Source organism: Agromyces sp. SYSU T00194, from assembly GCF_040496035.1.
Lineage (GTDB): Bacteria > Actinomycetota > Actinomycetes > Actinomycetales > Microbacteriaceae > Agromyces > Agromyces chitinivorans.
Map to the genome: position 1 here is coordinate 1,133,643 of NZ_JBEPJZ010000001.1, position 23,525 is coordinate 1,157,167.

General features: G+C 68.7%; 21 protein-coding genes and 3 tRNA genes. 11 read left to right on the forward strand and 13 right to left on the reverse strand.

The annotated features are described in order from the left end of the window. Nucleotides 1-24: 24 nt before the first annotated feature. The 10 genes from ABZK10_RS05285 to rpmH form a co-directional block, all read right to left on the reverse strand. Nucleotides 25-1,020 carry a ParB/RepB/Spo0J family partition protein gene (locus ABZK10_RS05285; protein WP_353808140.1) on the reverse strand — a complete coding sequence of 332 codons (996 nt, stop codon included), beginning with the start codon at nt 1,018-1,020 and terminating at the stop codon, nt 25-27. Then, nucleotides 1,020-1,892, reverse strand: a complete 873-nt coding sequence (locus ABZK10_RS05290; RefSeq protein WP_353809610.1) for a ParA family protein — start codon at nt 1,890-1,892, stop codon at nt 1,020-1,022. Before ABZK10_RS05290 ends, ABZK10_RS05285 begins: the two co-directional genes overlap by 1 nt. Then, entirely contained in the window at nt 1,870-3,099 is a 1,230-nt protein-coding gene (locus ABZK10_RS05295) for a pentapeptide repeat-containing protein (protein ID WP_353809611.1), read from the reverse strand. The genes ABZK10_RS05290 and ABZK10_RS05295 overlap by 23 nt, the downstream gene beginning before the upstream one ends. A gap of 1,214 nt (nt 3,100-4,313) precedes the next feature. Further along, complete coding sequence (locus tag ABZK10_RS05300; RefSeq protein WP_353808141.1) at nt 4,314-5,030, reverse strand: tyrosine-protein phosphatase; 717 nt, start codon at nt 5,028-5,030, stop codon at nt 4,314-4,316. Between the two features lie 953 nt (nt 5,031-5,983). Then, on the reverse strand, nt 5,984-6,607 hold the full coding sequence (gene rsmG / locus ABZK10_RS05305; protein WP_353808142.1) for a 16S rRNA (guanine(527)-N(7))-methyltransferase RsmG: 624 nt from the start codon (nt 6,605-6,607) through the stop codon (nt 5,984-5,986). A 16-nt stretch (nt 6,608-6,623) separates the two neighbouring features. Further along, nucleotides 6,624-7,115, reverse strand: a complete 492-nt coding sequence (locus ABZK10_RS05310) for a Jag family protein (protein ID WP_353808143.1) — start codon at nt 7,113-7,115, stop codon at nt 6,624-6,626. Nucleotides 7,116-7,119: 4 nt separating this feature from the next. After that, complete coding sequence (gene yidC / locus ABZK10_RS05315; protein ID WP_353808144.1) at nt 7,120-8,085, reverse strand: membrane protein insertase YidC; 966 nt, start codon at nt 8,083-8,085, stop codon at nt 7,120-7,122. A 9-nt stretch (nt 8,086-8,094) separates the two neighbouring features. Then, nucleotides 8,095-8,403 carry a membrane protein insertion efficiency factor YidD gene (yidD, locus tag ABZK10_RS05320; protein WP_353808145.1) on the reverse strand — a complete coding sequence of 103 codons (309 nt, stop codon included), beginning with the start codon at nt 8,401-8,403 and terminating at the stop codon, nt 8,095-8,097. Further along, entirely contained in the window at nt 8,403-8,741 is a 339-nt protein-coding gene (rnpA, locus tag ABZK10_RS05325) for a ribonuclease P protein component (RefSeq protein WP_353808146.1), read from the reverse strand. The genes yidD and rnpA overlap by 1 nt, the downstream gene beginning before the upstream one ends. A 6-nt stretch (nt 8,742-8,747) precedes the next feature. Further along, nucleotides 8,748-8,885, reverse strand: a complete 138-nt coding sequence (gene rpmH / locus ABZK10_RS05330; protein WP_281883616.1) for a 50S ribosomal protein L34 — start codon at nt 8,883-8,885, stop codon at nt 8,748-8,750. A gap of 492 nt (nt 8,886-9,377) precedes the next feature. Here rpmH and dnaA point away from each other — a divergent pair, with 492 nt between their 5' ends. The 10 genes from dnaA (at nt 9,378) to ABZK10_RS05380 (ending at nt 20,493) form a co-directional block, all read left to right on the forward strand. Then, nucleotides 9,378-10,772, forward strand: a complete 1,395-nt coding sequence (gene dnaA / locus ABZK10_RS05335) for a chromosomal replication initiator protein DnaA (protein ID WP_436408524.1) — start codon at nt 9,378-9,380, stop codon at nt 10,770-10,772. Between the two features lie 473 nt (nt 10,773-11,245). Then, nucleotides 11,246-12,397 (forward strand): DNA polymerase III subunit beta, encoded by a 1,152-nt coding sequence (dnaN, locus tag ABZK10_RS05340; RefSeq protein ID WP_353808148.1) that lies wholly within the window; start codon nt 11,246-11,248, stop codon nt 12,395-12,397. After that, nucleotides 12,397-13,350 (forward strand): phosphogluconate dehydrogenase (NAD(+)-dependent, decarboxylating), encoded by a 954-nt coding sequence (gnd, locus tag ABZK10_RS05345; protein ID WP_353809612.1) that lies wholly within the window; start codon nt 12,397-12,399, stop codon nt 13,348-13,350. Before dnaN ends, gnd begins: the two co-directional genes overlap by 1 nt. A gap of 11 nt (nt 13,351-13,361) precedes the next feature. Continuing rightward, complete coding sequence (recF, locus tag ABZK10_RS05350; protein ID WP_353808149.1) at nt 13,362-14,585, forward strand: DNA replication/repair protein RecF; 1,224 nt, start codon at nt 13,362-13,364, stop codon at nt 14,583-14,585. Continuing rightward, nucleotides 14,578-15,087 carry a DciA family protein gene (locus tag ABZK10_RS05355; RefSeq protein ID WP_353808150.1) on the forward strand — a complete coding sequence of 170 codons (510 nt, stop codon included), beginning with the start codon at nt 14,578-14,580 and terminating at the stop codon, nt 15,085-15,087. The genes recF and ABZK10_RS05355 overlap by 8 nt, the downstream gene beginning before the upstream one ends. A 123-nt stretch (nt 15,088-15,210) precedes the next feature. Next, a complete protein-coding gene (gyrB, locus tag ABZK10_RS05360) occupies nt 15,211-17,211 on the forward strand; it encodes a DNA topoisomerase (ATP-hydrolyzing) subunit B (protein ID WP_353808151.1) in 2,001 nt (666 codons plus the stop codon). A gap of 32 nt (nt 17,212-17,243) precedes the next feature. Beyond that, complete coding sequence (gene gyrA, locus ABZK10_RS05365; RefSeq protein ID WP_353808152.1) at nt 17,244-19,853, forward strand: DNA gyrase subunit A; 2,610 nt, start codon at nt 17,244-17,246, stop codon at nt 19,851-19,853. Then, nucleotides 19,846-20,250: a DUF3566 domain-containing protein gene (locus ABZK10_RS05370; protein ID WP_353808153.1), complete on the forward strand. Its 405-nt coding sequence runs from the start codon at nt 19,846-19,848 to the stop codon at nt 20,248-20,250. Before gyrA ends, ABZK10_RS05370 begins: the two co-directional genes overlap by 8 nt. Before the next feature lie 52 nt (nt 20,251-20,302). Beyond that, nucleotides 20,303-20,376: transfer RNA gene (locus ABZK10_RS05375), tRNA-Ile, on the forward strand. Between the two features lie 44 nt (nt 20,377-20,420). Then, a tRNA-Ala gene (locus ABZK10_RS05380) sits at nt 20,421-20,493 on the forward strand. Between the two features lie 31 nt (nt 20,494-20,524). On the opposite strand, the gene ABZK10_RS05385 is transcribed toward ABZK10_RS05380, so the two are convergent. Next, nucleotides 20,525-21,205, reverse strand: a complete 681-nt coding sequence (locus ABZK10_RS05385; RefSeq protein WP_353808154.1) for a hypothetical protein — start codon at nt 21,203-21,205, stop codon at nt 20,525-20,527. 253 nt (nt 21,206-21,458) lie between these two features. On the opposite strand from ABZK10_RS05385, the gene ABZK10_RS05390 reads away from it, so the two are divergent. Continuing rightward, nucleotides 21,459-21,531 (forward strand) — tRNA-Ala (locus ABZK10_RS05390). 69 nt (nt 21,532-21,600) lie between these two features. Here ABZK10_RS05390 and ABZK10_RS05395 read toward each other — a convergent pair. Next, nucleotides 21,601-22,491: a MurR/RpiR family transcriptional regulator gene (locus ABZK10_RS05395; RefSeq protein WP_353808155.1), complete on the reverse strand. Its 891-nt coding sequence runs from the start codon at nt 22,489-22,491 to the stop codon at nt 21,601-21,603. Nucleotides 22,492-22,536: 45 nt separating this feature from the next. Beyond that, complete coding sequence (locus ABZK10_RS05400) at nt 22,537-23,502, reverse strand: sugar phosphate isomerase/epimerase family protein (protein WP_353809613.1); 966 nt, start codon at nt 23,500-23,502, stop codon at nt 22,537-22,539. Nucleotides 23,503-23,525: the final 23 nt, after the last annotated feature.

Here is a 23,525-nt window from a genome sequence, read left to right on the forward strand (position 1 = left end):
CGCGACGGTCTAGTTGGCTGCGCTCTAGTTGGCTGCGCTGAAGCCGTCCTCGTCACCGAGCTCCGCGAGAATCCGGTTGAGATCCTGGATGGTTGCGAAATCGATGCTGATCTGGCCTTTTCTCGAACCGAGCGAGACCTTGACACGGGTGTTCAGGCGGTCACCGAGACGACCGGCGACCTCGTCCAGGTAGTGCTGCCTGCGGCCTGCGGCAGGCTTGGCACGCGCGGGCTTCGGAGCTGCCGACGCCGCCGCCTCGGCGGCGCGCACCGACAGGTCCTCGTTCACGATCTTCTCTGCGAGGCGTTGCATGCCGTCGGGGTCACCTACGGAGAGGATCGCTCGTGCATGCCCTGCCGAGAGCACACCGGATGCCACGCGGACCTGCACCTGCTCGGGCAGCTTGAGCAGCCGGATCGTGTTCGAGATCTGGGGACGCGAGCGGCCGATCCGGCTCGCGAGCTCCTCCTGCGTGATGCCGAAGTCCGCGAGGAGCTGTTGGTAGGCCGAGGCCTCCTCGAGCGGGTTCAGTTCGGATCGATGGAGGTTCTCGAGGAGCGCGTCGCGGAGCATCGCGTCGTTCGCGGTGTCCTTGACCACGGCCGGGATCGTGTCGAGACCGGCCTCCTTCGTCGCCCGGAGCCGTCGCTCGCCCATGACGAGCTCGTAGGTGCCGGGGCGCTCAGGGTGCGGGCGCACCACGATCGGCTGGAGCACGCCGAACTCGCGAACGCTGTGCACGAGCTCGGCGAGGTCGTCCGGATCGAACACGCTGCGGGGCTGGTTCGCGTTCGGCACGATGGTGTTGGGGTCCAGCTGCACCAGTCGCGCGCCGGGCACGGAGACGAGGCCGTCGCCGTTCGAGTCGGCCTCCGTGACACCGGTGGGACGCGGTGGGGCGGAGACGGTCGCCTCACCGGGGAAGAACACGTCGACCGGGCGCTGCTCGCGGGGGGCATCGTCGCCCGTCGGGATGAGTGCGCCGATTCCCCGGCCGAGTCCGGTGCGCTTCGTCGCCACTACTTCGCCTCCTCGATCACGGGCGCCCCGCGGAGTGCCATCTCTGCGGCCGCTTCGCGATACGAGAGCGACCCGGTCGACGCGTAGTCGTACGCGATGACGCTCTGGCCGTAGCTCGGCGCCTCGGAGACGCGGACCGAGCGGGGGATGATCGTCTCCAGCACCTGAGAGGGGAAGTGGTCGCGGACATCCTGGGCCACCTGCTGGGCGAGGTTCGTGCGCGAGTCGAACATGGTGAGCAGGATCGTCGAGACGCGCAGTGCCGGGTTGAGGTGCCGCTCGATCAGCTCGATGTTGCGCAGCAACTGCGAGAGGCCCTCCAGCGCGTAGTACTCGCACTGGATCGGGATGAGCACCTCTCGTGCGGCGACGAACGCATTGATCGTGAGGAGGCCGAGCGAGGGCGGGCAGTCGATGAAGACGTAGTCGTAGGCGGCATCCGCATTCTCGAGGAACGTGTCGAGCGCGCGTCGGAGTCGCTGTTCACGGGCGACGAGCGAGACCAGTTCGATCTCTGCACCGGCGAGGTCGATCGTCGCGGGCACGCACTGCAGGAGCTCGTGCTCGGTCGTCGGCTGCACGACGTCGGAGAGTGCGGCGTCGTTGACCAGTGCGTCGTAGACGCTCGCCGTCCCAGGGCGGTGCTCCACACCGAGTGCCGTGGACGCGTTGCCCTGCGGGTCCAGATCGATCACGAGCACGCGCGCACCCGTTCGCGAAAGCGCGGCCGCCACGTTGACCGTCGTGGTGGTCTTCCCGACGCCGCCCTTCTGGTTCGAGATGGTGATGACCCGCGTACGCTCGGGCTTCGGCAGCACCTGGGAGTCGAGCGCGGTGCGGCGGCGCGTCTCATCTGCGAGCTGCTCGGCCAGCGGCGCACCCGGTGCCGTTCCACGTGAAACGGTCGACGGCTGGTCGGCGCGCGCAGCGGCGTTCCGCTGCTGCAAGTCGTTCGTGCTGATCTCGGCTCCGGTCTCGGGCGGGCGGGCGGGGAAGTTGTCGTGCAGCGTCGGCAGGGGGTCCTCGTGCAGTGCGGCGGCCGTCGCGGCATCCCAGTCGATCACGCGGCGTACGGGCAGCTCTGTCGGCGGGGGAGTGGCGGCGGGCGGCTCGGGGGCCGTGCCGGCATCCGATGCTACCGCGTCCGACCGACCCTCGACGTTCACGGGTGCCGCCTCTGCGGTGGCCTCCACGGTGGGCTCCGCGATGCCCTCCGCGCCGTGGTCTGCCGCATCCGACTGCCCCGCGGGAAGCGAGACCTCCGACTCGGTCTCGGGCGCCGTCATCGGGTCGTGCGCCTCGGAACGGATCGGCTGGGAGCGGGTCGGCTCGGTGGAGGCGGGCTCCGTGGATGCGGACTCGACGGAGGCGGGCTCGGTGGAGGCGGGCTCGACGGAGGCGGGCTCGACGGAGGCGGGCTCGACGGAGTCCGCGCCTCCGTCGCGCCCCTCGTCGGCGTCCCGCACGTCCGGCCCCGATGCCGGGTCGTCCGGGGAGGAGGCGGTCGGCGTGGACCGGGGCGCAGGAGCGTAGCGTGCGTAGTCCTCCGGCTCCACGTCGTGAGACTCCACGGGCAGTGCGTCGCCCGGATCGGGCTCGTTGTCGGCCAGGGCGATCGACGTGGCCGATCGCATCGTCTCCGCGGCCGGCGCCACCTGCGGCGCGCTCGGCGCAGGTGGAGGGGGGACATTGGTCGGTGCGGCGTCCGATGTGGCGGGCCGGGAGGTCGTCTCGGCGGGCTCGCTCTGCCTCTTGCGGAACCAACCCCGACCGGATCCCTGTGCCATTCCGACTCCTACCCCATCTGCGGTGAGCACCGTCGCGGTGCTCGGCATTCAAGGGTAACCGCCGACCCCCACGTCGGACGATGGAAAACCGCACTCCCGATGAAGTCGGTGGGGATCCCTCGTGTGGAGGGTCGAGACCCCACAATCCGTGGCGCCGGCAGAGCCGTTTCACGTGAAACGGACGCCCTCCACGCGCGCGTGCGCGCGTGCGCGCGTGCGCGCGCAGCCCGGGGCGTGGCCCTCGCATCCTCGTCCCGGTCCGAGCGCTCCCGCCTCGTCGACCGCCCACCATCGGCGCCGGCACACTCGGTGCCGGCAGACTCGGTGCCGGCACACCGAAGGGAGTGCAATGAGCCCGATCGGTGATCGAGGGGGCGATGAGGTGACTGATCGGCCGACGACGTGTGGATGTCCCTCAGGCCCCCGTGTCGACGACATCGCCCCGAGCAGAGCATCTCGGCGGCGAGGATGGCGAGAGCGAGAGCGAGCACCTGGGTCTACCGCGCCGTTTCACGTGAAACGGCGCAACGATGTTCCGACGGGTATCGGTCGGTCGTCCGGGACGATGCCCGCCACGACGCTGATCACCTGGGCGATGCCGCGCTCGACGAAGTCCCGACGAGAGACTGCCAACTGCTGGTGAAGGGACCTGGTGGTGACGACGGTCGACTCTCACGATCATCCCGGCACCCGCGTCTCCACCCGGCCACGCGAGATACTCCGTGGCGGCGGTCGGCTCGCAGTCGATCGGGTCACGGGGTGACACGCGCCCTGCGTCTCCCGGTGTCCGCCGCGACGCTTCCGGTCCGTGCACGGCGAGGCTCCGGCATCCCCGAAGCGCGCCCTGCACGTTCGACGGTCCGGTGCCCCGGGCGCACCGCGGACAGGGTCGTCGATCCGTCTCGAGGGAGCATCCGCTGTGCGGCCGGCGCGACGAGCACGCGGGTCTGATCGGGGGACCACGCCGCCCGATCATCACCCTCGGCATCGCGCTCGCGACCGGATTGCGGCACCGGGTCATGCCCGTCCGGCGCGCGGCTTGCACCTGTACCGACCCGACCCGACCCGACAAGAACCCGACGAATCCACCGCGGGCCCCCGGCTCCCCGGCGCCGATCGACTCACTCGGCACCGATGCGGTTCCGATGCGCTTCGCCGGTGCGCTCCCGATTCAACACGGGTCGTCGCCGGGGCATCGCACTCCGGCGCGACGTGAAGTACCGCAGCGCCCAACCGCAGTGCCGCCGCGCCGACGAACGCGCGCCAGAACTCCTGGCCGGACAGCCACACCTCGCGGTCGGGTCGCGTGAACCGTCCGGCAGCGCCCGCACCGCGTGCGTCAGCTCGTCGGATGCACCGGCGCACACGAGCGGTGACCGCCCGGTTGCGGGCGCGGCAGACATCGCGGTTCGCATCCGTCGACCTCGTTGGTCGGAACGCCGACGCGCGTGCCGCCGACACGCATTCCCCGGACGCCCGCGCGACACCAGCCGGACGAGCGCCCTGCTAGGGCAGCAGGAGTTGGCGCAGGCGTGCGCGCGTGCGCGCCCCGACGCCGAGCTGTGCGAGCACTTCCGACGCCCGGCCCGCCACAGCGTGCACGATCGGGGCGGCGCCCACCAGCCATGCCTCCACCTGCGCGGTGGTCCACGACGCCATTCGGTCGTGCGGGCTCGCACCTGTTCCAGCCATGGCGAGGACGCTCGCCGAGTAGTCGTCGACGATCGCCTCGGCTGACACCCCCGCGTTCCCGAGGAGCAGGGTGGTGATCATTCCCGTGCGGTCGCGTCCCGCCGAGCAATGCACCAGCACTCCCGGCTCCGCGGTGGCGATCGCCTCGAGCGCGTTGCGCACCAGACCGGGCTGCAGTTCCCAGTTGTGGGCCCAGTACTCGGGGGAGTCGAGGATCGGCAGGCAGCGGCGTCGGAACTCTGGATCCGTCTGGTCCTCGGTCGGGCGAAGCATCACCGTGGCAGTCGTTCGTGCGGCGTCATCGACGACCGGGTCGCCCGGTCGCACGCCGGTCTCAGAGGAGCTGCGCAGGTCGATGATGCTGCGCACGCCCCACCCGTGCGCCTGCGCCCATCCTGCCGTGGTGAGGCGTTCGCGACGCGGTCCGCGTGCGACCCTGCCGACGACCGTCGTCGTGCCGGGGAACGAGGCGAGCGGCAATCCGCCCAGGTCGCGACAGTTCGGGTAGCCGTCCCACTCGAGCGCACGCATCCGTGCAGCGTACCGGCATCGACTCCCACCGTGTCGAGTGCACCCACGTGCAGCCACGGCGTCGACCGCCACACCAGAGACCGCGACACCCTCGACCGTGGCGAGCGAGTGGGTCCTGCACATCGCGGACCACGAGTGTGCTCGCCCCCAACGTCGGCGGCGTCACGGGGACTGCGCCCGCGCAGCGGGGGAGGAGACGGTGCGGGCAGGCCAGTGCCTGCGAGCCGGTCAGCATGTGGGAGTCGGCCGGTACCGTGAGCTTGGCGGAACGGCGCGTCCGTCGGTGGGCGACTTCACGCACTGCGTGCACGCCACCGGAACACCGGGAGCACGCGATGTTTCACGTGGAACATCCGCTTGACCCATGAGCACCGCGCAGGAGCACCGTACGAGAGGCCTCGCTGCGCTGGTCGATCGGGGGGTCCGCGATCATCGCGATGTGCACGACGGACGATGCAGCGGGTGCCGACGACGTGAGCGACAGAGCATCGGCACGGCACCCGGAACCCGACGACACCACCCACCGGCGTCCTCGGGCGCGACTCCGCCGGGGGCCGGTCGCCGCATCCGATGCATCGGCTCGTCACCGACGCGCCCAGCCCTGCACGTCGGTCCGGGCCAGAAGCGGGAGCGGGGGAGTGGGCACCACCGTGGTTGCCGCGCCCACGTAATCACCGACGAGCGTGCGTGCGCCTCCGCCGGCCGGGCGCCGCGACTGCGGCCAGGTGATCATCCCGATCTGCGGTCGCGTGCGACGCGAGCACACCGACGACGCCGTGCCGGCCGACGCGGCCACGGCAGCGCACGAATCGTCGCCGTCGATCGGCGATCGACGTGCGAACGCAGCGGCTGCGCTGCTCACGGCCTCGTTCACGTACGGGACCCCCACCGAGCGGGGTGCCTCACACTCCGCGGCCACACCGCACATGCGCCGGGACGAGGGCTGGGAGGGCTCAGCCGCGCCGCGCGCGGATGACGCGAGTCGGCTCGGCAACCACGCCCTCGCCGAGCACGACCACCTCGACGTCGACCAGGCCGAACTTCCGGATCGGCTTCGCAGCCGCCTCGATCTCCTTGGCCGCGTTCGCGCCCTTCATGAGCACGAGCTCACCCCCCGCCCGCAGCAGGGGAGCGGTGACCGGGATCAAGGTGCGCAGGGCACTCACCGCACGTGCGGTCACCTGGTCGAGTCGACCGTCGAGCCGAGACTCCTCGGCACGGGCGCGCACCACCTCGACGTTCGACAATCCCAGTGCGTGGACCTGATCGTTCAACCAGGCCACGCGTCGCTCCATCGGCTCGATCAGCACGAAGTCCACATCAGGACGGGCCAGCGCCAATACGATCCCGGGAAGTCCCGCGCCGCTGCCGACGTCGCCGACGCGACCCGGCCGCAGGAGCGGAGCGACCAGACCGCTGTTCACGATGTGGCGCGACCAGAGCCGAGGCAGTTCGAGGGGACCGATCAGGCCCAGCTCCTCGCCACGCTCTGCGAGGTTCCGGGTGAACCCGCGCACCGCATCGAGACGGTCTCCGAAGACCTCGCTGGCGTCCGCCGGTTCTGCTTCGAGCATCATCGTTTCACGTGAAACGTCAGGCGCGCGTGATCACGGTGTGGCGGTCCTTGCCCTCACCGCTCGACTCCGAGTGGAAGCCGCGCTCCGCGACCAGATCGTGCACGAGCTTGCGCTCGTAGGAGGACATCGGCGGCAGCGCAGCATCGCCGGCGCCGCCCTCGATGCGCTCGACCGCACGGTTCACGAGTTCCGACAACTCGGACTTCCGCTGGTCGCGGGACCCGCCGATGTCGAGGATCAGGCGCGAGAACCCGCCGGTCTTCGACTGCACCGCGAGGCGTGCCAACTCCTGGAGGGCCGCGACGACATCCGGCTTGGAGAGCACCGAGAGGTTCGAGCCCTCACTGGCCGTGACCGAGATCATCGCTCGCTGATCGGTCACGTCGATGTCGATGTCGCCGTCGAGGTCGCAGATGTCGAGAAGTTCCTCGATGTAGTCGGCCGCGATGTCGCCCTCGTCGGTGAATGCCTCCGCGGCGGCCGGCCGCTCGTCCTGTACGTCCGTCATGGTCCTACTTCCGGTTTCCGGGCTTCTTCTTCGCACGCGACTTGCTGATCGGCTGCTGGCGCTGGGTCGGCTTCGGTGCCTCCACCTCGGGGGTCTCCGTGGCCTCGGCACCCGGTGCCGGGAGCTTGCCGCGCTTCGCCAGGCGCGCCTCGCGTGCCTTCGCCGCCTCACTGCCCGGCGTGGGCATGTTGCGGATCACGAGGAACTGCTGGCCCATCGTCCAGAAGTTCGAGGTGAGCCAGTAGAACATCACGCCGATGGGGAACGCGACGCCCGAGAAGGCGAACACGAGGGGGAGCAGGTAGAGCAGGATCCGCTGCTGGCGGAACATCGGGCTCGCCTTGGTCTCCGGCGACATGTTCTTCGAGACGATCTGCAGCTGCGTGATGAACTGCGACGCGGTCATGAGCACGATCATGACGACGGCGATGACCATCGTCTGCCACGGGCCACCCGCGTTGACGGCCTCGATGAAGGTCGAGCTCAGTGGAGCGCCGAACAGCTCCGCCTGGTTCAGCGAGTCGGCGAGGTCCTGGTTGAGCAGCCCGACACCTGCGGCGTCATTGCGCGCCGCGTCGTTGAGCACCGAGAACAGGCCGAAGAAGATCGGCATCTGGAGCAGGAGCGGGAGGCACGACGACAGCGGATTCGTACCCGTCCGCTTGTAGAGCTCCATGGTCTCGCGCGACATCGCCTCGCGCGAGTACTGGTCCTTCTTGCCCTTGTACTTGTCCTGGATCTTCTTCAGCTGCGGCGCCACCTCGAGCATGCGGCGCTGGTTCTTGATCTGGCGGACGAAGACCGGGATGAGCGCGGCACGCACGACGACCACGAGGCCGACGATCGAGAGCACCCAGGTGAGTCCCGCATCCGCGTCCATGCCGAAGAACGTGAACAGGCTGTGGAACCCGACGAGGATGAGCTCGATGGCCCACTTGATGGGCCAGAGTATGGTGCCGATGATGTCCATGGGGGTGGATCAGTCCTTTCCGGGGGCTGCGACGACGAAACCGAAACGGGTGGTGCGGTAGCGCTGCCGGCGCGAGTGCGGCACGTCGTCGATGCCGCCCTCCGCCCAGGGGTGACAGCGTGCGAGACGGCGGACCGTGAGCGCAGTGCCCACGACCGCACCGTGTTCCTGCACCGCACCGAGCGAGTAGGCGGAACACGACGGGTAGTACCTGCAGACGTCGCCGTAGAGGGGCGAGATCACCGCGCGATAGATGCGCAGCAGCAGGACGAGGAAGTTGCGGGGGAGGAGCAGGAGCGCCGTCAGGAACGCGCGCATCATCGCCTCCCGGCCGATTGCACGGCAGCGGCGACGTCGCCACGCAGTGCCGGCCAGTCGGCATCGGCGGCGGAGGGAAGGGCGCGGATCACGACATCCATTCCTCGTACCCCCGAGTCCACGAGTTCGCGGCTGGCCGCCTTGAGGCGGCGCCGGACCAGGTTCCGCCGTACGGCGGTGCCGACCTTCTTCGACACGATGAATCCGAAGCGCGGCTGGGCGTCAGCCGGTGTGCGACGCACGTAGCTCACGGTGTGCGCACCGACGGACTTCGCACCGCGACGCACCACGAACCGATAGTCATCGGCGCTCGTGATGCGATGCGCGGAAGCGAGCACCGGTGGTTACGCGGACAGTTCGGTGCGACCCTTGCGGCGACGGGCCGAGATGATCGAACGGCCCGCGCGGGTGCGCATGCGCAGGCGGAAGCCGTGCACCTTGGCGCGGCGGCGGTTGTTGGGCTGGAACGTACGCTTGCTCATTCTGTGCTCCGATTGAAGGGTTCGACTCCGCAGTCGCCGCCCGGAGGGGCGACCGGGAAAGCTGTGGCGGCCCTGGCAGGGCCTCGCGGTCAACTGATTAAAACTACGGCCTCGCGCGCGGCTGGTCAAACCAGAACGCACTGCGAACCGTCGATTATCGCCGATCACTCAGGTTACGGCATGGAACGACACGCCGAGGGCGTCCGCGGCGGGGGAAATCGCATTTGTCGCACCGGGTGCGATTGGGTACCGTAAACAACCAGTTATCCCCAGCCTCCGGCGCATGACCATGGGAATCCGGTCGGATCTGCCCACAGGCTGTGGATGAGACTGTGAGTTGTCCACCTCGCTTCGTTCAGCATGTCGACCGGGGATCGACGAACGACGCCCGAGGCCACCGACCGATTGCGGGGAATTATGACCGAACAGCCCATTGCCGACGTATGGGCCACGGTCATGGACCGACTCGCTGCGGACGAGGCCATCACGCCGATGCTGCAGGGCTTCCTGAACCTGGTCGAGCCGAAGGGCATCGCCGCGGGCACGTTCTACCTCGAGGTGCCCAACGACTTCACCGCGAGCATGCTCAACCAGAGGATGCGGGTCTCCCTCCTCACCGCCATGGGCGCGATCGAGACGCCGTCGCCCGTCACGTCCTTCTACGTGGTGGTGAACCCCGAGCTCGAGCAGGACACGCCCATCACGCCGCAGCCCGTGTTGGCCGGCGCGCATCGCGTGCCCGTCGACGGCCACCAGGCCGTCGTCGGGCAGTCCGGCTCCGACGGCAACGTCGTCGAGCTCCCCGCCGCACCGCAGTCGGTCTTCGACACGACCAGCGAACGCCCTCGCGACGCGCGCCTCAACCCGAAGTACAGCTTCGACAACTTCGTCATCGGACAGTCGAACCGATTCGCGCACGCGGCAGCGGTCGCGGTCGCCGAGGCGCCGGCGAAGGCGTACAACCCGCTGTTCGTGTACGGCGAGTCCGGCCTGGGCAAGACCCACCTCCTCCATGCCATCGGGCACTACGCGCTCAGCCTGTACCCGGGTATCCGCGTGCGCTACGTCTCGAGCGAGGAGTTCACGAACGACTTCATCAACTCGATCGCGAACAACCGCGGGTCGTTGTTCCAGCAGCGCTACCGCAACATCGACATCCTCCTGATCGACGACATCCAGTTCCTGCAGGGCAAGGCGGAGACGCAGGAGGCGTTCTTCCACACGTTCAACACGCTCCACGACCACAACAAGCAGGTCGTGATCACGAGCGACGTCCCGCCGAAGCACCTCACCGGCTTCGAGGACCGCATGCGGAGCCGCTTCGAATGGGGCCTCATCACCGACGTGCAGGCGCCCGACCTCGAGACCCGCATCGCCATCCTGCGCAAGAAGGCCCAGTCCGAGCGTCTGCAGGTCCCCGACGAGATCCTCGAGTACATGGCGTCCAAGGTGTCGAGCAACATCCGCGAGCTCGAGGGCACGCTCATCCGCGTGACGGCCTTCGCGAGCCTCAACCGCACGCCCGTGGACCTGCCGCTCGTGCAGACCGTGCTGAAGGACCTCATCACCGACGACGAGGACAACGTCATCGCGCCGGTCGACATCATCACGAACACCGCGGACTACTTCAAGCTCACCGTCGACGACCTCTACGGGTCGAGCCGCTCGCAGGCGGTCGCGACGGCCCGCCAGATCGCGATGTACCTCTGCCGCGAACTCACCAACCTCTCGTTGCCCAAGATCGGGCAGCTCTTCGGCAACCGCGACCACACGACGGTCATGTACGCCAACAAGAAGATCAGCGAGCTCATGAAGGAGCGTCGTTCGATCTACAACCAGGTGACCGAGCTCACCGCGCGCATCAAGCAGAACAGCCGCTACCGCTGATTCCGGCCTCCCCTCGCCGGCGCCCCCGGGTCGCCGGTGATCCGCCATGCCCGCACGGGGTCGCAGGGCACCGTCAGCGCCGCCCGCGCACGGTGCCCTGCACGCTGTGCACATGTGGATAACCTGTGGAAACCTGCGGATGACACGCAGTGCGACTGTGGACGGCGTCGACGCGCCTGTGGAATGCGAGCGGATGCCGCGATCGAGCGCCACCCCCGGAATCACGCGCCTCGCACACGCCACTCACAAATCACACGAATGTAGTTCCGCGGAATCCCGAGGCTCCCACATGGTTATCCACAGTTTCCACACCGGTTAACGCTGTTAAGAACTCTTCTTCTCCATCCCACTTCCGACAACCTTCACTGCACAGACCGGCCGATCGAGCGCGTGCGGGTTCGGTTCACTCGCCCTCGACGGCTGTCCCACTAGCATTGGAGCCACCAGCGATACGACCACCGACGGGAGAGCGCGTGAAGTTCCAGGTCAACAGAGACGTCTTCAGCGAGGCCGTCTCGTTCGCCGTGAAGCTGTTGCCGCAGCGCACGACGCTCCCCATCCTCAGCGGCGTGCTCATCGAGGCCGGCGAGGACGGGCTCGTGCTCTCCTCGTTCGACTACGAGGTCTCGTCCAAGACGGAGATCGCCGCCGACGTCGAGGAGGCCGGCACGGTCTTGGTCTCCGGACGACTGCTCGCCGAGATCGCCAGCCGCCTGCCCAACGCACCCGTGCGCTTCGTCACCGATGAGGGGCGCATCACCGTCAGCTGCGGCTCCGCCAGCTTCACGCTGCTGTCGATGCCGGTCGAGGAGTACCCCAGCATCCCCGAGGTCGGCGAGCAGTCCGGCCTCGTTCCCGCCGAGGAGTTCGCCGCGGCGGTCGCCCAAGTCGCCGTCGCCGCGTCGCGCGACGACGTCACCCCCGTCATCACCGGCGTGCAGCTCGAGGTCGCCGAGACCAGCCTCGGCCTCGTCGCCACCGACCGCTACCGCGTGGCCGTCCGCCAGGTGGAGTGGGACGGAGGTTCGGTCGCCAGCGGCGGAGACACGCTCACCGCCCTGGTCCCCGCGCGCACCCTGCAGGAGGTCGGCAAGACCTTCGGGCACTCGGGCAACATCTCCGTGTCCATCACCAGCCGCGACGACCGCGAGCTCATCGCCTTCACGGCCGACAAGAAGACCGTGACGTCCCTGCTGATCAAGGGCAACTTCCCTCCCGTCCGTCGCCTGTTCCCCGACGACGTCCAGAACTACGCGGTCATGAACACCGCCGACCTCATCGAGGCCACCCGCCGCGTGGCGCTCGTGCTCGAGCGGGAGGCCGCGCTGCGGTACACGTTCGGCGAGGACGGACTCACCCTCGAGGCGATCGGCAGCGAGCAGGCGCAGGCATCGGAGACGATCGACGCGGTGCTGACGGGCGACCCGACGGTCGTCTCGCTCAAGCCCCAGTTCCTCCTCGACGGACTGGGCGCGGTGCACTCGGAGTTCGTGCGCATCGCGTTCACCAAGACCGACAACCCGAACAAGCCCGGGCCCGTGCTCATCACGAGCCAGACGTCCCGTGAACAGGCGGGCTCCGACAGCTACCGCTACCTCCTGCAGCCGAACCTGCTGCTGCGCTGATCCCGAGCCCCGCGCGGGCCGGGAGGGGGTCGCGGCGGCGCGACCAGGTATCAGGAGCGAACATGCACATCGGAATCATCGGCCTGGGCCGGATGGGCGCGAACATGCGCGCCCGGCTGCGCGAGCACGGCCTGGAGGTCACGGGCTTCGACACGAACCCCGACGTCAGCGACGTGGCGAGCCTCCAGGACCTCGTCGAGGCGGTGCCGGCGCCCAGGGTGATCTGGGTGATGGTGCCGTCGGGGCACGTCACCGACGGGGTCATGGCCGACCTCGCCGACCGGCTCGACGCCGGCGACCTCGTGATCAACGGCGGCAACTCCCGGTACACCGACGACCTGCGCTACGCCGATGCGCTCGCCTCCGAGGGCGTCCGGTTCGTCGACGCCGGCGTCTCCGGCGGCGTGTGGGGCGACCGGTACGGCTACGGGCTCATGGTCGGCGGCGCCGACGACGACGTGGCGCGTGCGATGCCCGTCTTCGACGCGCTGCGTCCGGAGGGTCCGCGGGAGGAGGGCTTCTCCCACGTCGGACCGGTGGCGGCCGGCCACTACGCGAAGATGGTGCACAACGGGGTCGAGTACGCGCTGATGCAGGCCTATGCCGAGGGGTACGAGCTCCTCGCGAAGCGCTCGGATCTCGTGACCGACGTCGAGGCGGTCTTCGCGGGCTGGCAGCGCGGCACGGTGGTGCGCTCCTGGCTGCTCGAGCTCCTGGTGCGTGCGCTCCGCCAGGACCCCGAACTCGACGACATCAAGGGCTACGTGGAGGACTCGGGCGAGGGCCGCTGGACCGTGGACGAGGCCATCGACCAGGCGGTACCGGTGCCCACCATCAGCGCGGCGATCTTCGCACGCTTCGTCTCCCGCCAGGAGGACTCGCCGGCGATGCGCGCCGTCGCGTCGCTGCGCAACCAGTTCGGCGGGCACACCGTGAAGCCGGCAGGGGAGTAGCGCACCACCCCATGCACGTGACCCGCCTGTCCCTCACGGATTTCCGCAACTACGCGCGCGCCGAGCTCGAGCTCGAGCCGGGCGCCACCGTGTTCGCGGGGCGCAACGGGCACGGCAAGACCAACCTGGTCGAGGCGATCGGCTACCTGTCCACGCTCGGCTCGCATCGGGTCGCCACGGACCAGGCGCTCATCCGCGCCGGTGCGGACTCGGCGATCGTGCGCGCGCTGCTCGCGCACGCGGGCCGCGAGGTCCTCGTCGAGGTGCAGCTGAACCGCGGCAGCGCCAACCGGGCGCAGGTCAACCGCAACGGCGTGCGCACCCGGGAGCTCCCGCGGTACACGCACTCGGTGCTGTTCGCCCCGGAGGACCTCGCGATCGTCCGCGGCGATCCGGGTGTGCGTCGCCGCTTCCTCGACGACCTCCTGGTGCAGCGCATGCCCCGGATCGCCGGCGTCATCGCCGACTACGACCGCGTCCTCCGGCAGCGCAACTCCCTGCTCAAGTCGGCGCGCTCCAGCGGGCTGAAGCAGGCCCAGCTCCCGACCCTCGAGATCTGGGACGAGCGACTGGTCGAGCTGGGCACCGAACTCATCGACCGTCGCGTGGAGCTGGTCGCCGAACTCGGCGAGCCGCTGCGGGATGCCTATCGGGCCATCGTCGACGACGACCACGCGCCGCGCCTCGAGCCGCGCCTGTCGATCGACGGTGCCGACGAGGAAGCGGACCTCCTGCGCACGAGTGGCGCCGGCGCGGCCGACCCGCCCGCTCCGGAGGCATCCGACACCGCATCGCGGTTCCGCGCGACCCTCGCGCAGCTGCGCGCGAAGGAGCTCGAACGGGGCATCACCCTCGCCGGGCCGCACCGTGACGATGTCCTGCTCGAACTGAACGGTCTGCCCGCCAAGGGGTACGCCTCGCACGGAGAGTCGTGGTCGTTCGCACTCGGCCTGAAGCTCGCGTCTGCGGAGCTGCTCCGGAGGGATTCGGCGACGGGGGACCCGGTGCTGATCCTCGACGACGTGTTCGCCGAGCTCGATCGCGGCCGCCGCGAGCGACTGGCCGCCGCGATCGCGGGCTTCGAGCAGGTGCTCGTCACGGCAGCGGTCATCGAGGACGTGCCCGACGCGCTCGCCGGCCGGATCGTGCGGATCGAGCGCGGGGCGGTCGTCGGTGGTGCGGCGGAGGATGATGGTGTCACGGACGATGCGAACGCGGAGGTGCACGATGCCTGAGGTGCCGGCCGGTGCTCCGGCGGATGCGACGAGCGAAGCCGTCCGCGTGTACCAGCACTTCCGCGAGGTGTTCGGCGGAGTGCCGCCGTCGCGGCGTCGCCGCCGTGCCGACGAACCGCGTGGTGCGAGCGCCCCGTTCGGCGCCGGGCGCGAGCCCCGGGCACTCGGCGACACGCTCGACGCGCTCACGACCGAGCTCGGCTGGAGCTCGCCGCTGGCCCAGCAGGAGCTCCTCTCGTCGTGGGCCGAGGTCGCCGGGGAGGAGACCGCGAGGCACTCCGAGCCGGTCGGACTCGAGCACGGCGTGCTCACCGTGCGGTGCGATTCGACGGCCTGGGCGACACAGCTCCGCATGATGCGCACGACCATCGCCGCGCGTATCGTCGACCGGTACCCGCAGGCGGGTGTCGAGAGCATCCGCTTTCAGGGGCCGGACGCCCCATCCTGGAAAAAGGGGCCCAGATCGGTTCCAGGCCGGGGTCCACGCGATACCTACGGTTGACACGGCAAATTCGGTCAACCTCCTGTGGAAAGGCCCGCAGAAGGGCACGTCGCGCCTCGTGCCTCGCCGAAGATTGATAGGCTGGAGCGTCGCCAGGACGACGGTCAGGAGCCCCATTCACATATGACAGCCGAACCGAAGAAGGCCCAGCAACTGCCGGAGTACGGCGCAGACGCGATCCAGGTTCTCGAGGGCCTCGAAGCGGTTCGGAAGCGTCCCGGCATGTACATCGGGTCGACCGGTCCGCGGGGACTCCACCACCTGGTCTACGAGATCGTCGACAACTCCGTCGACGAGGCGCTGGCGGGGTACTGCGACGCCATCGAGGTGACCATCCTCGAGGACGGCGGCGTGCGCGTCGTCGACAACGGACGCGGCATCCCCGTCGACCTGCACAAGACCGAGGGTCGTTCCACGGTCGAGGTCGTGCTGACCGTGCTGCACGCGGGCGGCAAGTTCGGCGGCGGCGGGTACGCGGTGTCGGGCGGACTGCACGGCGTCGGCTCGTCGGTCGTCAACGCGCTCTCGAGCCGGCTCGACGTCGAGGTGCGGCGCCAGGGCTCGGTCTGGACCCAGTCGTACACGACCGGTGTGCCGGATGCCCCGCTTGCGCAGGGCGCCGCGAGCGACCAGACCGGCACCACCATCACGTTCTGGCCGAGCGACGAGATCTTCGAGACCGTCGAGTTCGACTACGAGACGCTCCGCACGCGATTCCAGCAGATGGCGTTCCTGAACAAGGGGCTGCGCATCTCGCTCACCGACCTCCGCGCCGACCAGCAGGTCACGCAGGAGGAGGCCGACGACGTCGCCGAACCGGCACGCACCGACTCCTTCCTCTACGAGCGCGGGCTCGTCGACTACGTGGAGTACCTCAACCACGCCAAGAAGTCCGACCTGGTGCACGACGAGATCATCTCGTTCGAGTCGGAGGACACCGAGCGCCACATCGCGCTCGAGGTCGCGATGCAGTGGACCACCGCGTACAACGAGTCGGTGCACACCTACGCGAACACCATCAACACGCACGAGGGCGGCACCCACGAGGAGGGCTTCCGCGCGGCGCTGACCACGCTCGTCAACCGGTACGCCCGTGAGAAGGGCATCCTCAAGGACAAGGACGACAACCTCTCGGGCGAGGACGTGCGCGAGGGGCTCACCGCCGTCATCTCGGTGAAGCTGTCCGAACCGCAGTTCGAGGGCCAGACGAAGACCAAGCTCGGCAACACCGAGGCGAAGTCGTTCGTGCAGCGCGTGACCGCCGAGCAGCTCGGCGACTGGTTCGATCGCAACCCCAACCAGGCGCGCGACGTGATCCGGAAGGCGATCCAGGCGGCATCCGCTCGCATGGCCGCGCGGAAGGCGCGCGAGGCCACGCGCCGCAAGGGCCTCCTCGAGTCGGGCGGCATGCCCGGCAAGCTCAAGGACTGCTCGTCCAAGGACGCCACGGTCTCGGAGATCTTCATCGTCGAGGGCGACTCCGCCGGCGGCTCGGCGGTACAGGGCCGCAATCCCGAGACGCAGGCGATCCTGCCCCTCCGCGGCAAGATCCTGAACGTCGAGAAGGCCCGGCTCGATCGCGCGCTCGCGAACAACGAGGTGCAGGCCATGATCACGGCGTTCGGCGCCGGCATCGGGGAGGACTTCGACCCCGAGAAGGTCAGGTACCACAAGATCGTGCTGATGGCCGATGCCGACGTGGATGGCCAGCACATCACGACGCTGCTGCTGACCCTGCTGTTCCGCTACATGCGCCCGCTCATCGACCTCGGCTACGTGTACCTCGCGCAGCCCCCGCTGTACCGGCTCAAGTGGACCAACTCCGACCACGAGTACGTCTACTCCGACCGCGAGCGCGATGCGCTGCTCGCCGACGGCACGGCGAAGGGGAAGCGGATCCCGAAGGAGAACGGCATCCAGCGCTACAAGGGCCTCGGCGAGATGAACCACCAGGAGCTGTGGGACACGACCATGAACCCGGAGTCGCGCACGCTCCTCCAGGTCACCATGGACGACGCCGCTGCGGCCGACGAGATCTTCTCCACGCTGATGGGCGAGGACGTCGAGTCCCGCCGCAGCTTCATCCAGAAGAACGCGAAGGACGTGCGCTTCCTCGACATCTGATCGAGCGCGACGACGAGGACTGAACGACACATATGGCAGACGTCACCACTCCCGAGGAGAACGCGGGACACGACCCGCACGGCCGCATCGACCAGGTCGACCTGCAGCTCGAGATGCAGCGCTCGTACCTCGACTACGCGATGAGCGTGATCGTCGGGCGCGCGCTGCCCGAGGTGCGCGACGGGCTGAAGCCCGTGCACCGCCGCGTCATCTACGCGATGTACGACGGCGGGTACCGTCCCGACAAGGCGTTCTCGAAGTGCTCGCGCGTCGTCGGCGACGTCATGGGACAGTTCCACCCGCACGGCGACACGGCGATCTACGACGCGCTCGTCCGCCTCGTGCAGCCGTGGTCGATGCGCTACCCGCTCGCGCTCGGCCAGGGAAACTTCGGCTCGCCCGGCAACGACGGCGCGGCCGCCCCGCGGTACACCGAGACCAAGATGCATCCGATCGCGCTCGAGATGGTGCGCGACATCGACGAGGACACCGTCGACTTCCAGGACAACTACGACGGGCACACCCAGGAGCCGTCGATCCTGCCGAGCCGGTTCCCGAACCTGCTCGTCAACGGATCCGTCGGCATCGCGGTCGGCATGGCCACCAACATCCCGCCGCACAACCTCCGCGAGGTCGCCTCGGGCGCGCAGTGGTACCTGGAGCACCCCGACGCCAGTCGTGAGGAGCTCCAGGAAGCCCTGATCCACCGCATCAAGGGGCCCGACTTCCCCACCGGCGCGCAGATCCTCGGCGTGAAGGGCATCCACGACGCGTACCGCACCGGGCGCGGATCGATCACGATGCGCGCGGTCGTCTCGGTCGAGGAGCTCCAGGGCCGCACCTGCCTCGTCGTCACCGAGCTGCCGTACCAGGTCAACCCCGACAACCTGGCGATCAAGATCGCCGACCTCGTCAAGGAAGGCAAGATCGGCGGCATCGCCGACATCCGCGACGAGACCTCCGGGCGCACCGGACAGCGCCTGGTCATCGTGCTGAAGCGCGACGCGGTCGCGAAGGTCGTGCTGAACAACCTCTACAAGCACACCCAGCTGCAGGAGAACTTCGGCGCGAACATGCTCGCGATCGTCGACGGCGTGCCGCGCACCCTCTCGATCGACGGCTTCATCGCCCACTGGGTCGATCACCAGATCGACGTGATCGTGCGCCGCACGCAGTTCCGCCTCGCGAAGGCGGAGGCCGACGCGCACATCCAGCGCGGGTACGTGAAGGCCCTCGACATGCTCGACGAGGTCATCGCGCTGATCCGCCGCTCGCCCGACGTCGACCAGGCGCGCACGGGCCTGATGGAGCTGCTCGACGTCGACCAACTCCAGGCCGACGCGATCCTCACGATGCAGCTGCGCCGCCTGGCCGCCCTCGAGCGCCAGAAGATCATCGACCGCCTCGAGGAGCTCGAGCGCGAGATCGCCGAGTACCGTGCGATCCTCGCCGACGAGGCGCGCCAGCGGTCGATCGTGAGCGAGGAGCTCGCGGCGATCGTCGACAAGTACGGCGACGAGCGACGCACGCACATCATGCCGGGCTTCGACGGCGACATGAGCGTGGAGGACCTGATCCCCGAGGAGGAGATGGTCGTCACGGTCACCCGCGGCGGGTACGTCAAGCGCACGCGCAGCGACAACTACCGTTCGCAGCACCGCGGCGGCAAGGGCGTGAAGGGCGCACAGTTGCGCGCCGATGACGTGGTCGAGCACTTCTTCGTCACCACGACCCATCACTGGCTCCTGTTCTTCACGAACATGGGCCGCGTCTACCGCGCCAAGACGTACGAGATCCTCGAAGCCGGCCGCGACGCGAAGGGCCAGCACGTTGCGAACCTGCTCGAGATGCAGCCCGACGAGCAGATCGCCGAGATCCTGGACATCCGCGACTACGAGGTTGCGAAGTACCTGGTGCTCGCGACCCGCGACGGCCTGGTCAAGAAGACCGAGCTCACGCAGTACGACACGAACCGCTCGCGCGGCATCATCGCGATCAACCTGCGCGACGACGACGAACTCGTCTCGGCGATGCTGGTCGACGAGGGCGACGAGCTGCTGCTGGTCTCCCGCAAGGGCATGTCGCTGCGATTCGCCGCGACCGACGAGGCGCTGCGCCCGATGGGCCGGTCGACATCGGGCGTGAAGGGCATCGCCTTCCGCGAGGGCGACGAGCTGCTCGAGGCATCCGTCGTGCCCCACACCGAGGGACTCGTGGCCGAGGAGGTCGACGGGTCGGATGCCGCGAAGGGCCGGCGCTCGCCCACCGACACGTACGTGTTCGTGGCGACCGAGGGCGGCTGGGCCAAGCGCACCGCCGTCGAGGAGTACCGCATCCAGGGACGCGGCGGACTCGGCATCAAGGTCGCGAAGTTGAACGGCGACCGGGGCGACCTCGTCGGGTCGCTCATCGTCGGCGAGGGCGACGAGGTCCTTGTGGTCCTTGCCAGCGGCAAGGTGGTACGCTCTGACGTCGCGGAGGTCCCGGCCAAGGGTCGGGACACGATGGGCGTCGTGTTCGCGAAGTTCGCGGACGAGGATCGCATCATCGCGATCGCACGGAACACCGAGCGGAACCTCACCGAGCACGAGGGGGAGGGCGTCGAGGGTTCGCCGGACAAGGGAGAGGCAGCAGATGAGTAGCGTCGCGGACAAGCTCGCGAGGAAGTCCTCGCGTCGTACCCCGGCCAAGCAGGTGCGCCTGCGGCTGGTCTACATCGACTTCTGGTCGGCGCTGAAGCTGTCGTTCCTGGTCGCGGTCTGCATCGCGGTGATCAACATCGTCGCCACGTTCCTCGTCTGGACGGTGCTCAACTCGACCGACATCTTCACAATGGTGAACGACCTCGTGCAGGACATCGCCGGCACCGCCGGCGACCTGACCGCCTTCCTGTCGCTCGGGAACATCATGGGCTTCGCCATCATCGTGTCGCTGCTGAACCTCGTCGTGACGACCGCGCTCGGCGCGATCATCGCGGTGCTGTACAACCTCAGCGTCAAGGTGACGGGCGGCATCCTCGTCGGATTCACGAACAACTGACTCGATTCGTGAATCGGACTCCGGTCGGGTAGTCTGTCACTCGGCCAATTTCGGGGCTATAGCTCAGGCGGTTAGAGCGCTTCGCTGATAACGAAGAGGTCCGAGGTTCAAGTCCTCGTAGCCCCACTCCACAATTGCACACCGGGTGCCGCGCTCACGCGGCGCCGCCGGGGGCCTTAGCTCAGTTGGTAGAGCGCCTGCTTTGCAAGCAGGATGTCAGGAGTTCGATTCTCCTAGGCTCCACAGTTCACCTGCACCGGCACCGCCGGGCGAATCAGTACAGCTGCCTCCACGTGATGTCGTTGTCGACGACGGTGTTTCCCGCACCCGGGGCCGCCGGCTGGCTCCCGCTCGACGTGCCGGCGTTGTTCGCGGACAGCCACACCCCGCCGATCGCGACGACGTTGTTCACCGCATAGGCCGTGCTGGACTGCCAGGGGGTGGTGGTGCCCTGGGTCAGCATGCACTGGGTCTCCGCCGCCGGGAAGGCACCGTCCTGCAGCGGCGCCGACGCGTCCGCCGGTGCCAACAACGTCTCGAAGCTGACGCCGCCGTCGATCGTGTAGGTCAGCGCGAGCGTCGCACTCGGGTTGCTGACGGCGTTCTGCGTGAGGAGCGCGACCCGCGGGTAGGTGGTGTTCGCGGCGACACCGAACGGGTTGTTGGAACCGACGCAGCTCGGAAGGTTGACCGCGCGGACCGAGCCGAGGTTCTCGCCGTTCAGCGTCGCCTGGGTGATGTTGACGATGACGGGCACGTTCGAGGCGTTCACCACGCTCAACAGGAAGACGTGACCCCGGTATGCGGCGTTCGCGTTGCCCGGCAGCCTGCAGGCGAGTGCGCCGAAGGTGATGGCCGATGGGCTGCTGCTGGCCGCGACCGCCGGGACGGCGGCGGCGATCGCGATGGCAGGGACCGACCAGGCCATGGCCGTGGTGACGGTGCGTCGGTTCATCGGGGCGTCCCCGGACCGGAGGTTGCTCATGGTGATCGGCCTCTCTGCGCTCGAGCTGTGACGGTTCACCAGCTGCGGCAACGTGCGTACCGAACGACGCGAGACAGCTGTCGGCCACGACAGTCGTGAACATACCTCATCACCCGGGAATCCCACGTGAGGCGCTTCGCTGATAACGAAGAGGTCCGAGGTTCAAGTCCTCGTAGCCCCACTCCACAATTGCACACCGGGTGCCGCGCTCACCCGCCGCCGGGGGGTCTTGGCTCAGTTGGTAGAGCGCCTGCTCTGCAAGCAGGATGTCAGGAGCTCGATTCTCCTAGGCTCCACTCAAGTGTCGCACCGGAACGCGTGATATCCGGTGTTCCAGATCGCATCCTGGTAGGTCAGTGGATCGCTCAGTTCCCGTACCGGGAGCGGCGGTAGCCGAGGTCTTCACCGTCGAGCTCGTTGAGGGATTCGTACGCGCTCGCGATGCGCGCGACGTTGCGCTGGCCGGCCTGGCCGCAGCGGCGAAGCACCGCGTCGGAGAGCAACGCCGAGAAGGCCATCGCCGAAGCGTAGGAGTCGAAGGCGCCGGGTGCGTCGATCGGCAGGTCGATCCAGATATCCGCGTGCACCGCGTGGCGGCGTGCGGTGGCATCGGCGATCAGGATGATCGTGCCTCCCGTCGAGGCAAGGTGACGCATCAGGTCGTCGAACTGCGACAGACGCCGACGGAAGCCGATGACGACGACTACGTCCCCGTTGTCGATCTGGGCGAGCTCCTCACCCATCGACTGACCTTGCTGCGGCACGAGCAGCACGCCGGTGCGGGCCTGCATCAATGACTCGCGCAGGTGCATCGCGATGGGGAAGCTGTTGCGAAAGCCCATCACGATCACAGTGCCGGCCGCGACGATCGCGTCAGCCACGCTGTCGACGGTCCCGTCAGCGCCCGCGCGGAAGGCCGCATGCAGGTTGTCCATCTCGCGACGCAGCTTGTCGGCGCCATCGTCGTCGAGGGCGCTCGCGGGGGAGATCGGGATGCCCTCGCGTCGCAGGGTCCGCACGTGCGCCTTCACCGCCGCGAAGTCCTCGAACCCCACTGAGTTGAACAGGCGGCTGACAGTGGCGGTCGACGTCGCGCTCAGTCGCGCGAGCTCGGCGACGCTGTAGGTGCCCACCTCGCCGAGGTGCTCGAGCACGACGTCGGCGGCGCGCTGGGCGCGGGGCGGGAGGTCCTTGTAGATACGGTCGAGCCGAGCGTAGATCGGCTCGTTCGGCCGAAACTCCAACGGGTCGGTCATCGGATCCTCTCGCGGCGCCGCAGAGTCGACGCTCATGGCACGAATTCAGTCCCACCCTAATGCAGCCGTCACCGCGTCGATTCGCGCCGGAAGGTCGCCCAGGAGCGTCGCAGGAGTCGGCTCGGACTGCCCGGCGGCGGTGCCCAACCAGGTTGCGATCTCGTTGAGCGGTGCGTCTGGATGGGCCGTCATCCAGCCGGCCTGCCGGAACGGCATCGTCAGCTCGGCGCGGTGGATCTCGCCCCACCACATCGCCGTCGGATCGGTCGACGCGACCGCCGCGACGACGGCGGTCCAGTCGACATCGCCGCCGCCGATCGGCACGAGCGCGCGGCCAAGACCGTCGCCCCATGCGACCAGGCGTGCGTCGTCTACATGCACCTGGCCGATGAGACCGGCGAGGCGGGATGCGGCGGTCACCGGGTGCTCCATGCGCACGATCGAGTTGGTCGGGTCGAAGGCGACGCCCGTCACGTCGGACCCGACGGACTCGACGAGCCGTGCCGCCTCGAACGTGGTCAGCTCCTGATGGGTCTTGATGAGCACGCGGGCACCGAGCTCGCGCAGAGCAGGAGCGAGCCGTGTGAGCAGCGCTCCCACGGCGGCGAGCTGATCGGTCCATGGCGTCGGGGAGGCGAAGCGGTCCTCCTCGCGACCGACGACGACCATCGGGGTATGGCAGCCGAGCGAGACCGACGCTGCGACAAGTGCGAAGAACCCTCGGTCGAGGTCGCCACGCCCCGCAGTGAATGCCTCAGGCGACCGGTCGGGGCGAAAGGGGTTGAGTGAGCCGACGCCGACCCCGAGCCGCAGCCCGAGCGCAGCGGCCCGATCAGCGAACGCGGCGAGCGCGCCCGGATCGAGGGCAGGGTCGACCTCCAGGGGCGAGTTCAGGTGCGCTCCCCCGAGGCCGAGCTCTGCTGCACGGTCGATGCCGTCATCGACCGAGTCGCTGAGCTCTTTGACGAAGACGCCCCGCTGGTCGCGGGGGACTCCCGAGAACGAGCGCATCACGTTCGGAGTCTTCCGGGTCT

What these genes read in the sequence shown, in the direction of transcription:
- ABZK10_RS05295 (WP_353809611.1), bottom strand. Translation starts at nt 3,099, where the DNA reads ATGGTGGGCGGTCGACGAGGCGGGAGCGCTCGGACCGGGACGAGGATG.
- ABZK10_RS05300 (WP_353808141.1), bottom strand. Translation starts at nt 5,030, where the DNA reads ATGCGTGCGCTCGAGTGGGACGGCTACCCGAACTGTCGCGACCTGGGC.
- rsmG (WP_353808142.1), bottom strand. Translation starts at nt 6,607, where the DNA reads ATGATGCTCGAAGCAGAACCGGCGGACGCCAGCGAGGTCTTCGGAGAC.
- ABZK10_RS05310 (WP_353808143.1), bottom strand. Translation starts at nt 7,115, where the DNA reads ATGACGGACGTACAGGACGAGCGGCCGGCCGCCGCGGAGGCATTCACC.
- yidC (WP_353808144.1), bottom strand. Translation starts at nt 8,085, where the DNA reads ATGGACATCATCGGCACCATACTCTGGCCCATCAAGTGGGCCATCGAG.
- yidD (WP_353808145.1), bottom strand. Translation starts at nt 8,403, where the DNA reads ATGCGCGCGTTCCTGACGGCGCTCCTGCTCCTCCCCCGCAACTTCCTC.
- rpmH (WP_281883616.1), bottom strand. Translation starts at nt 8,885, where the DNA reads ATGAGCAAGCGTACGTTCCAGCCCAACAACCGCCGCCGCGCCAAGGTG.
- dnaA (WP_436408524.1), top strand. Translation starts at nt 9,378, where the DNA reads ATGCTGCAGGGCTTCCTGAACCTGGTCGAGCCGAAGGGCATCGCCGCG.
- recF (WP_353808149.1), top strand. Translation starts at nt 13,362, where the DNA reads ATGCACGTGACCCGCCTGTCCCTCACGGATTTCCGCAACTACGCGCGC.
- ABZK10_RS05355 (WP_353808150.1), top strand. Translation starts at nt 14,578, where the DNA reads ATGCCTGAGGTGCCGGCCGGTGCTCCGGCGGATGCGACGAGCGAAGCC.
- gyrB (WP_353808151.1), top strand. Translation starts at nt 15,211, where the DNA reads ATGACAGCCGAACCGAAGAAGGCCCAGCAACTGCCGGAGTACGGCGCA.
- gyrA (WP_353808152.1), top strand. Translation starts at nt 17,244, where the DNA reads ATGGCAGACGTCACCACTCCCGAGGAGAACGCGGGACACGACCCGCAC.
- ABZK10_RS05370 (WP_353808153.1), top strand. Translation starts at nt 19,846, where the DNA reads ATGAGTAGCGTCGCGGACAAGCTCGCGAGGAAGTCCTCGCGTCGTACC.
- ABZK10_RS05385 (WP_353808154.1), bottom strand. Translation starts at nt 21,205, where the DNA reads ATGAACCGACGCACCGTCACCACGGCCATGGCCTGGTCGGTCCCTGCC.
- ABZK10_RS05395 (WP_353808155.1), bottom strand. Translation starts at nt 22,491, where the DNA reads ATGACCGACCCGTTGGAGTTTCGGCCGAACGAGCCGATCTACGCTCGG.
- ABZK10_RS05400 (WP_353809613.1), bottom strand. Translation starts at nt 23,502, where the DNA reads ATGCGCTCGTTCTCGGGAGTCCCCCGCGACCAGCGGGGCGTCTTCGTC.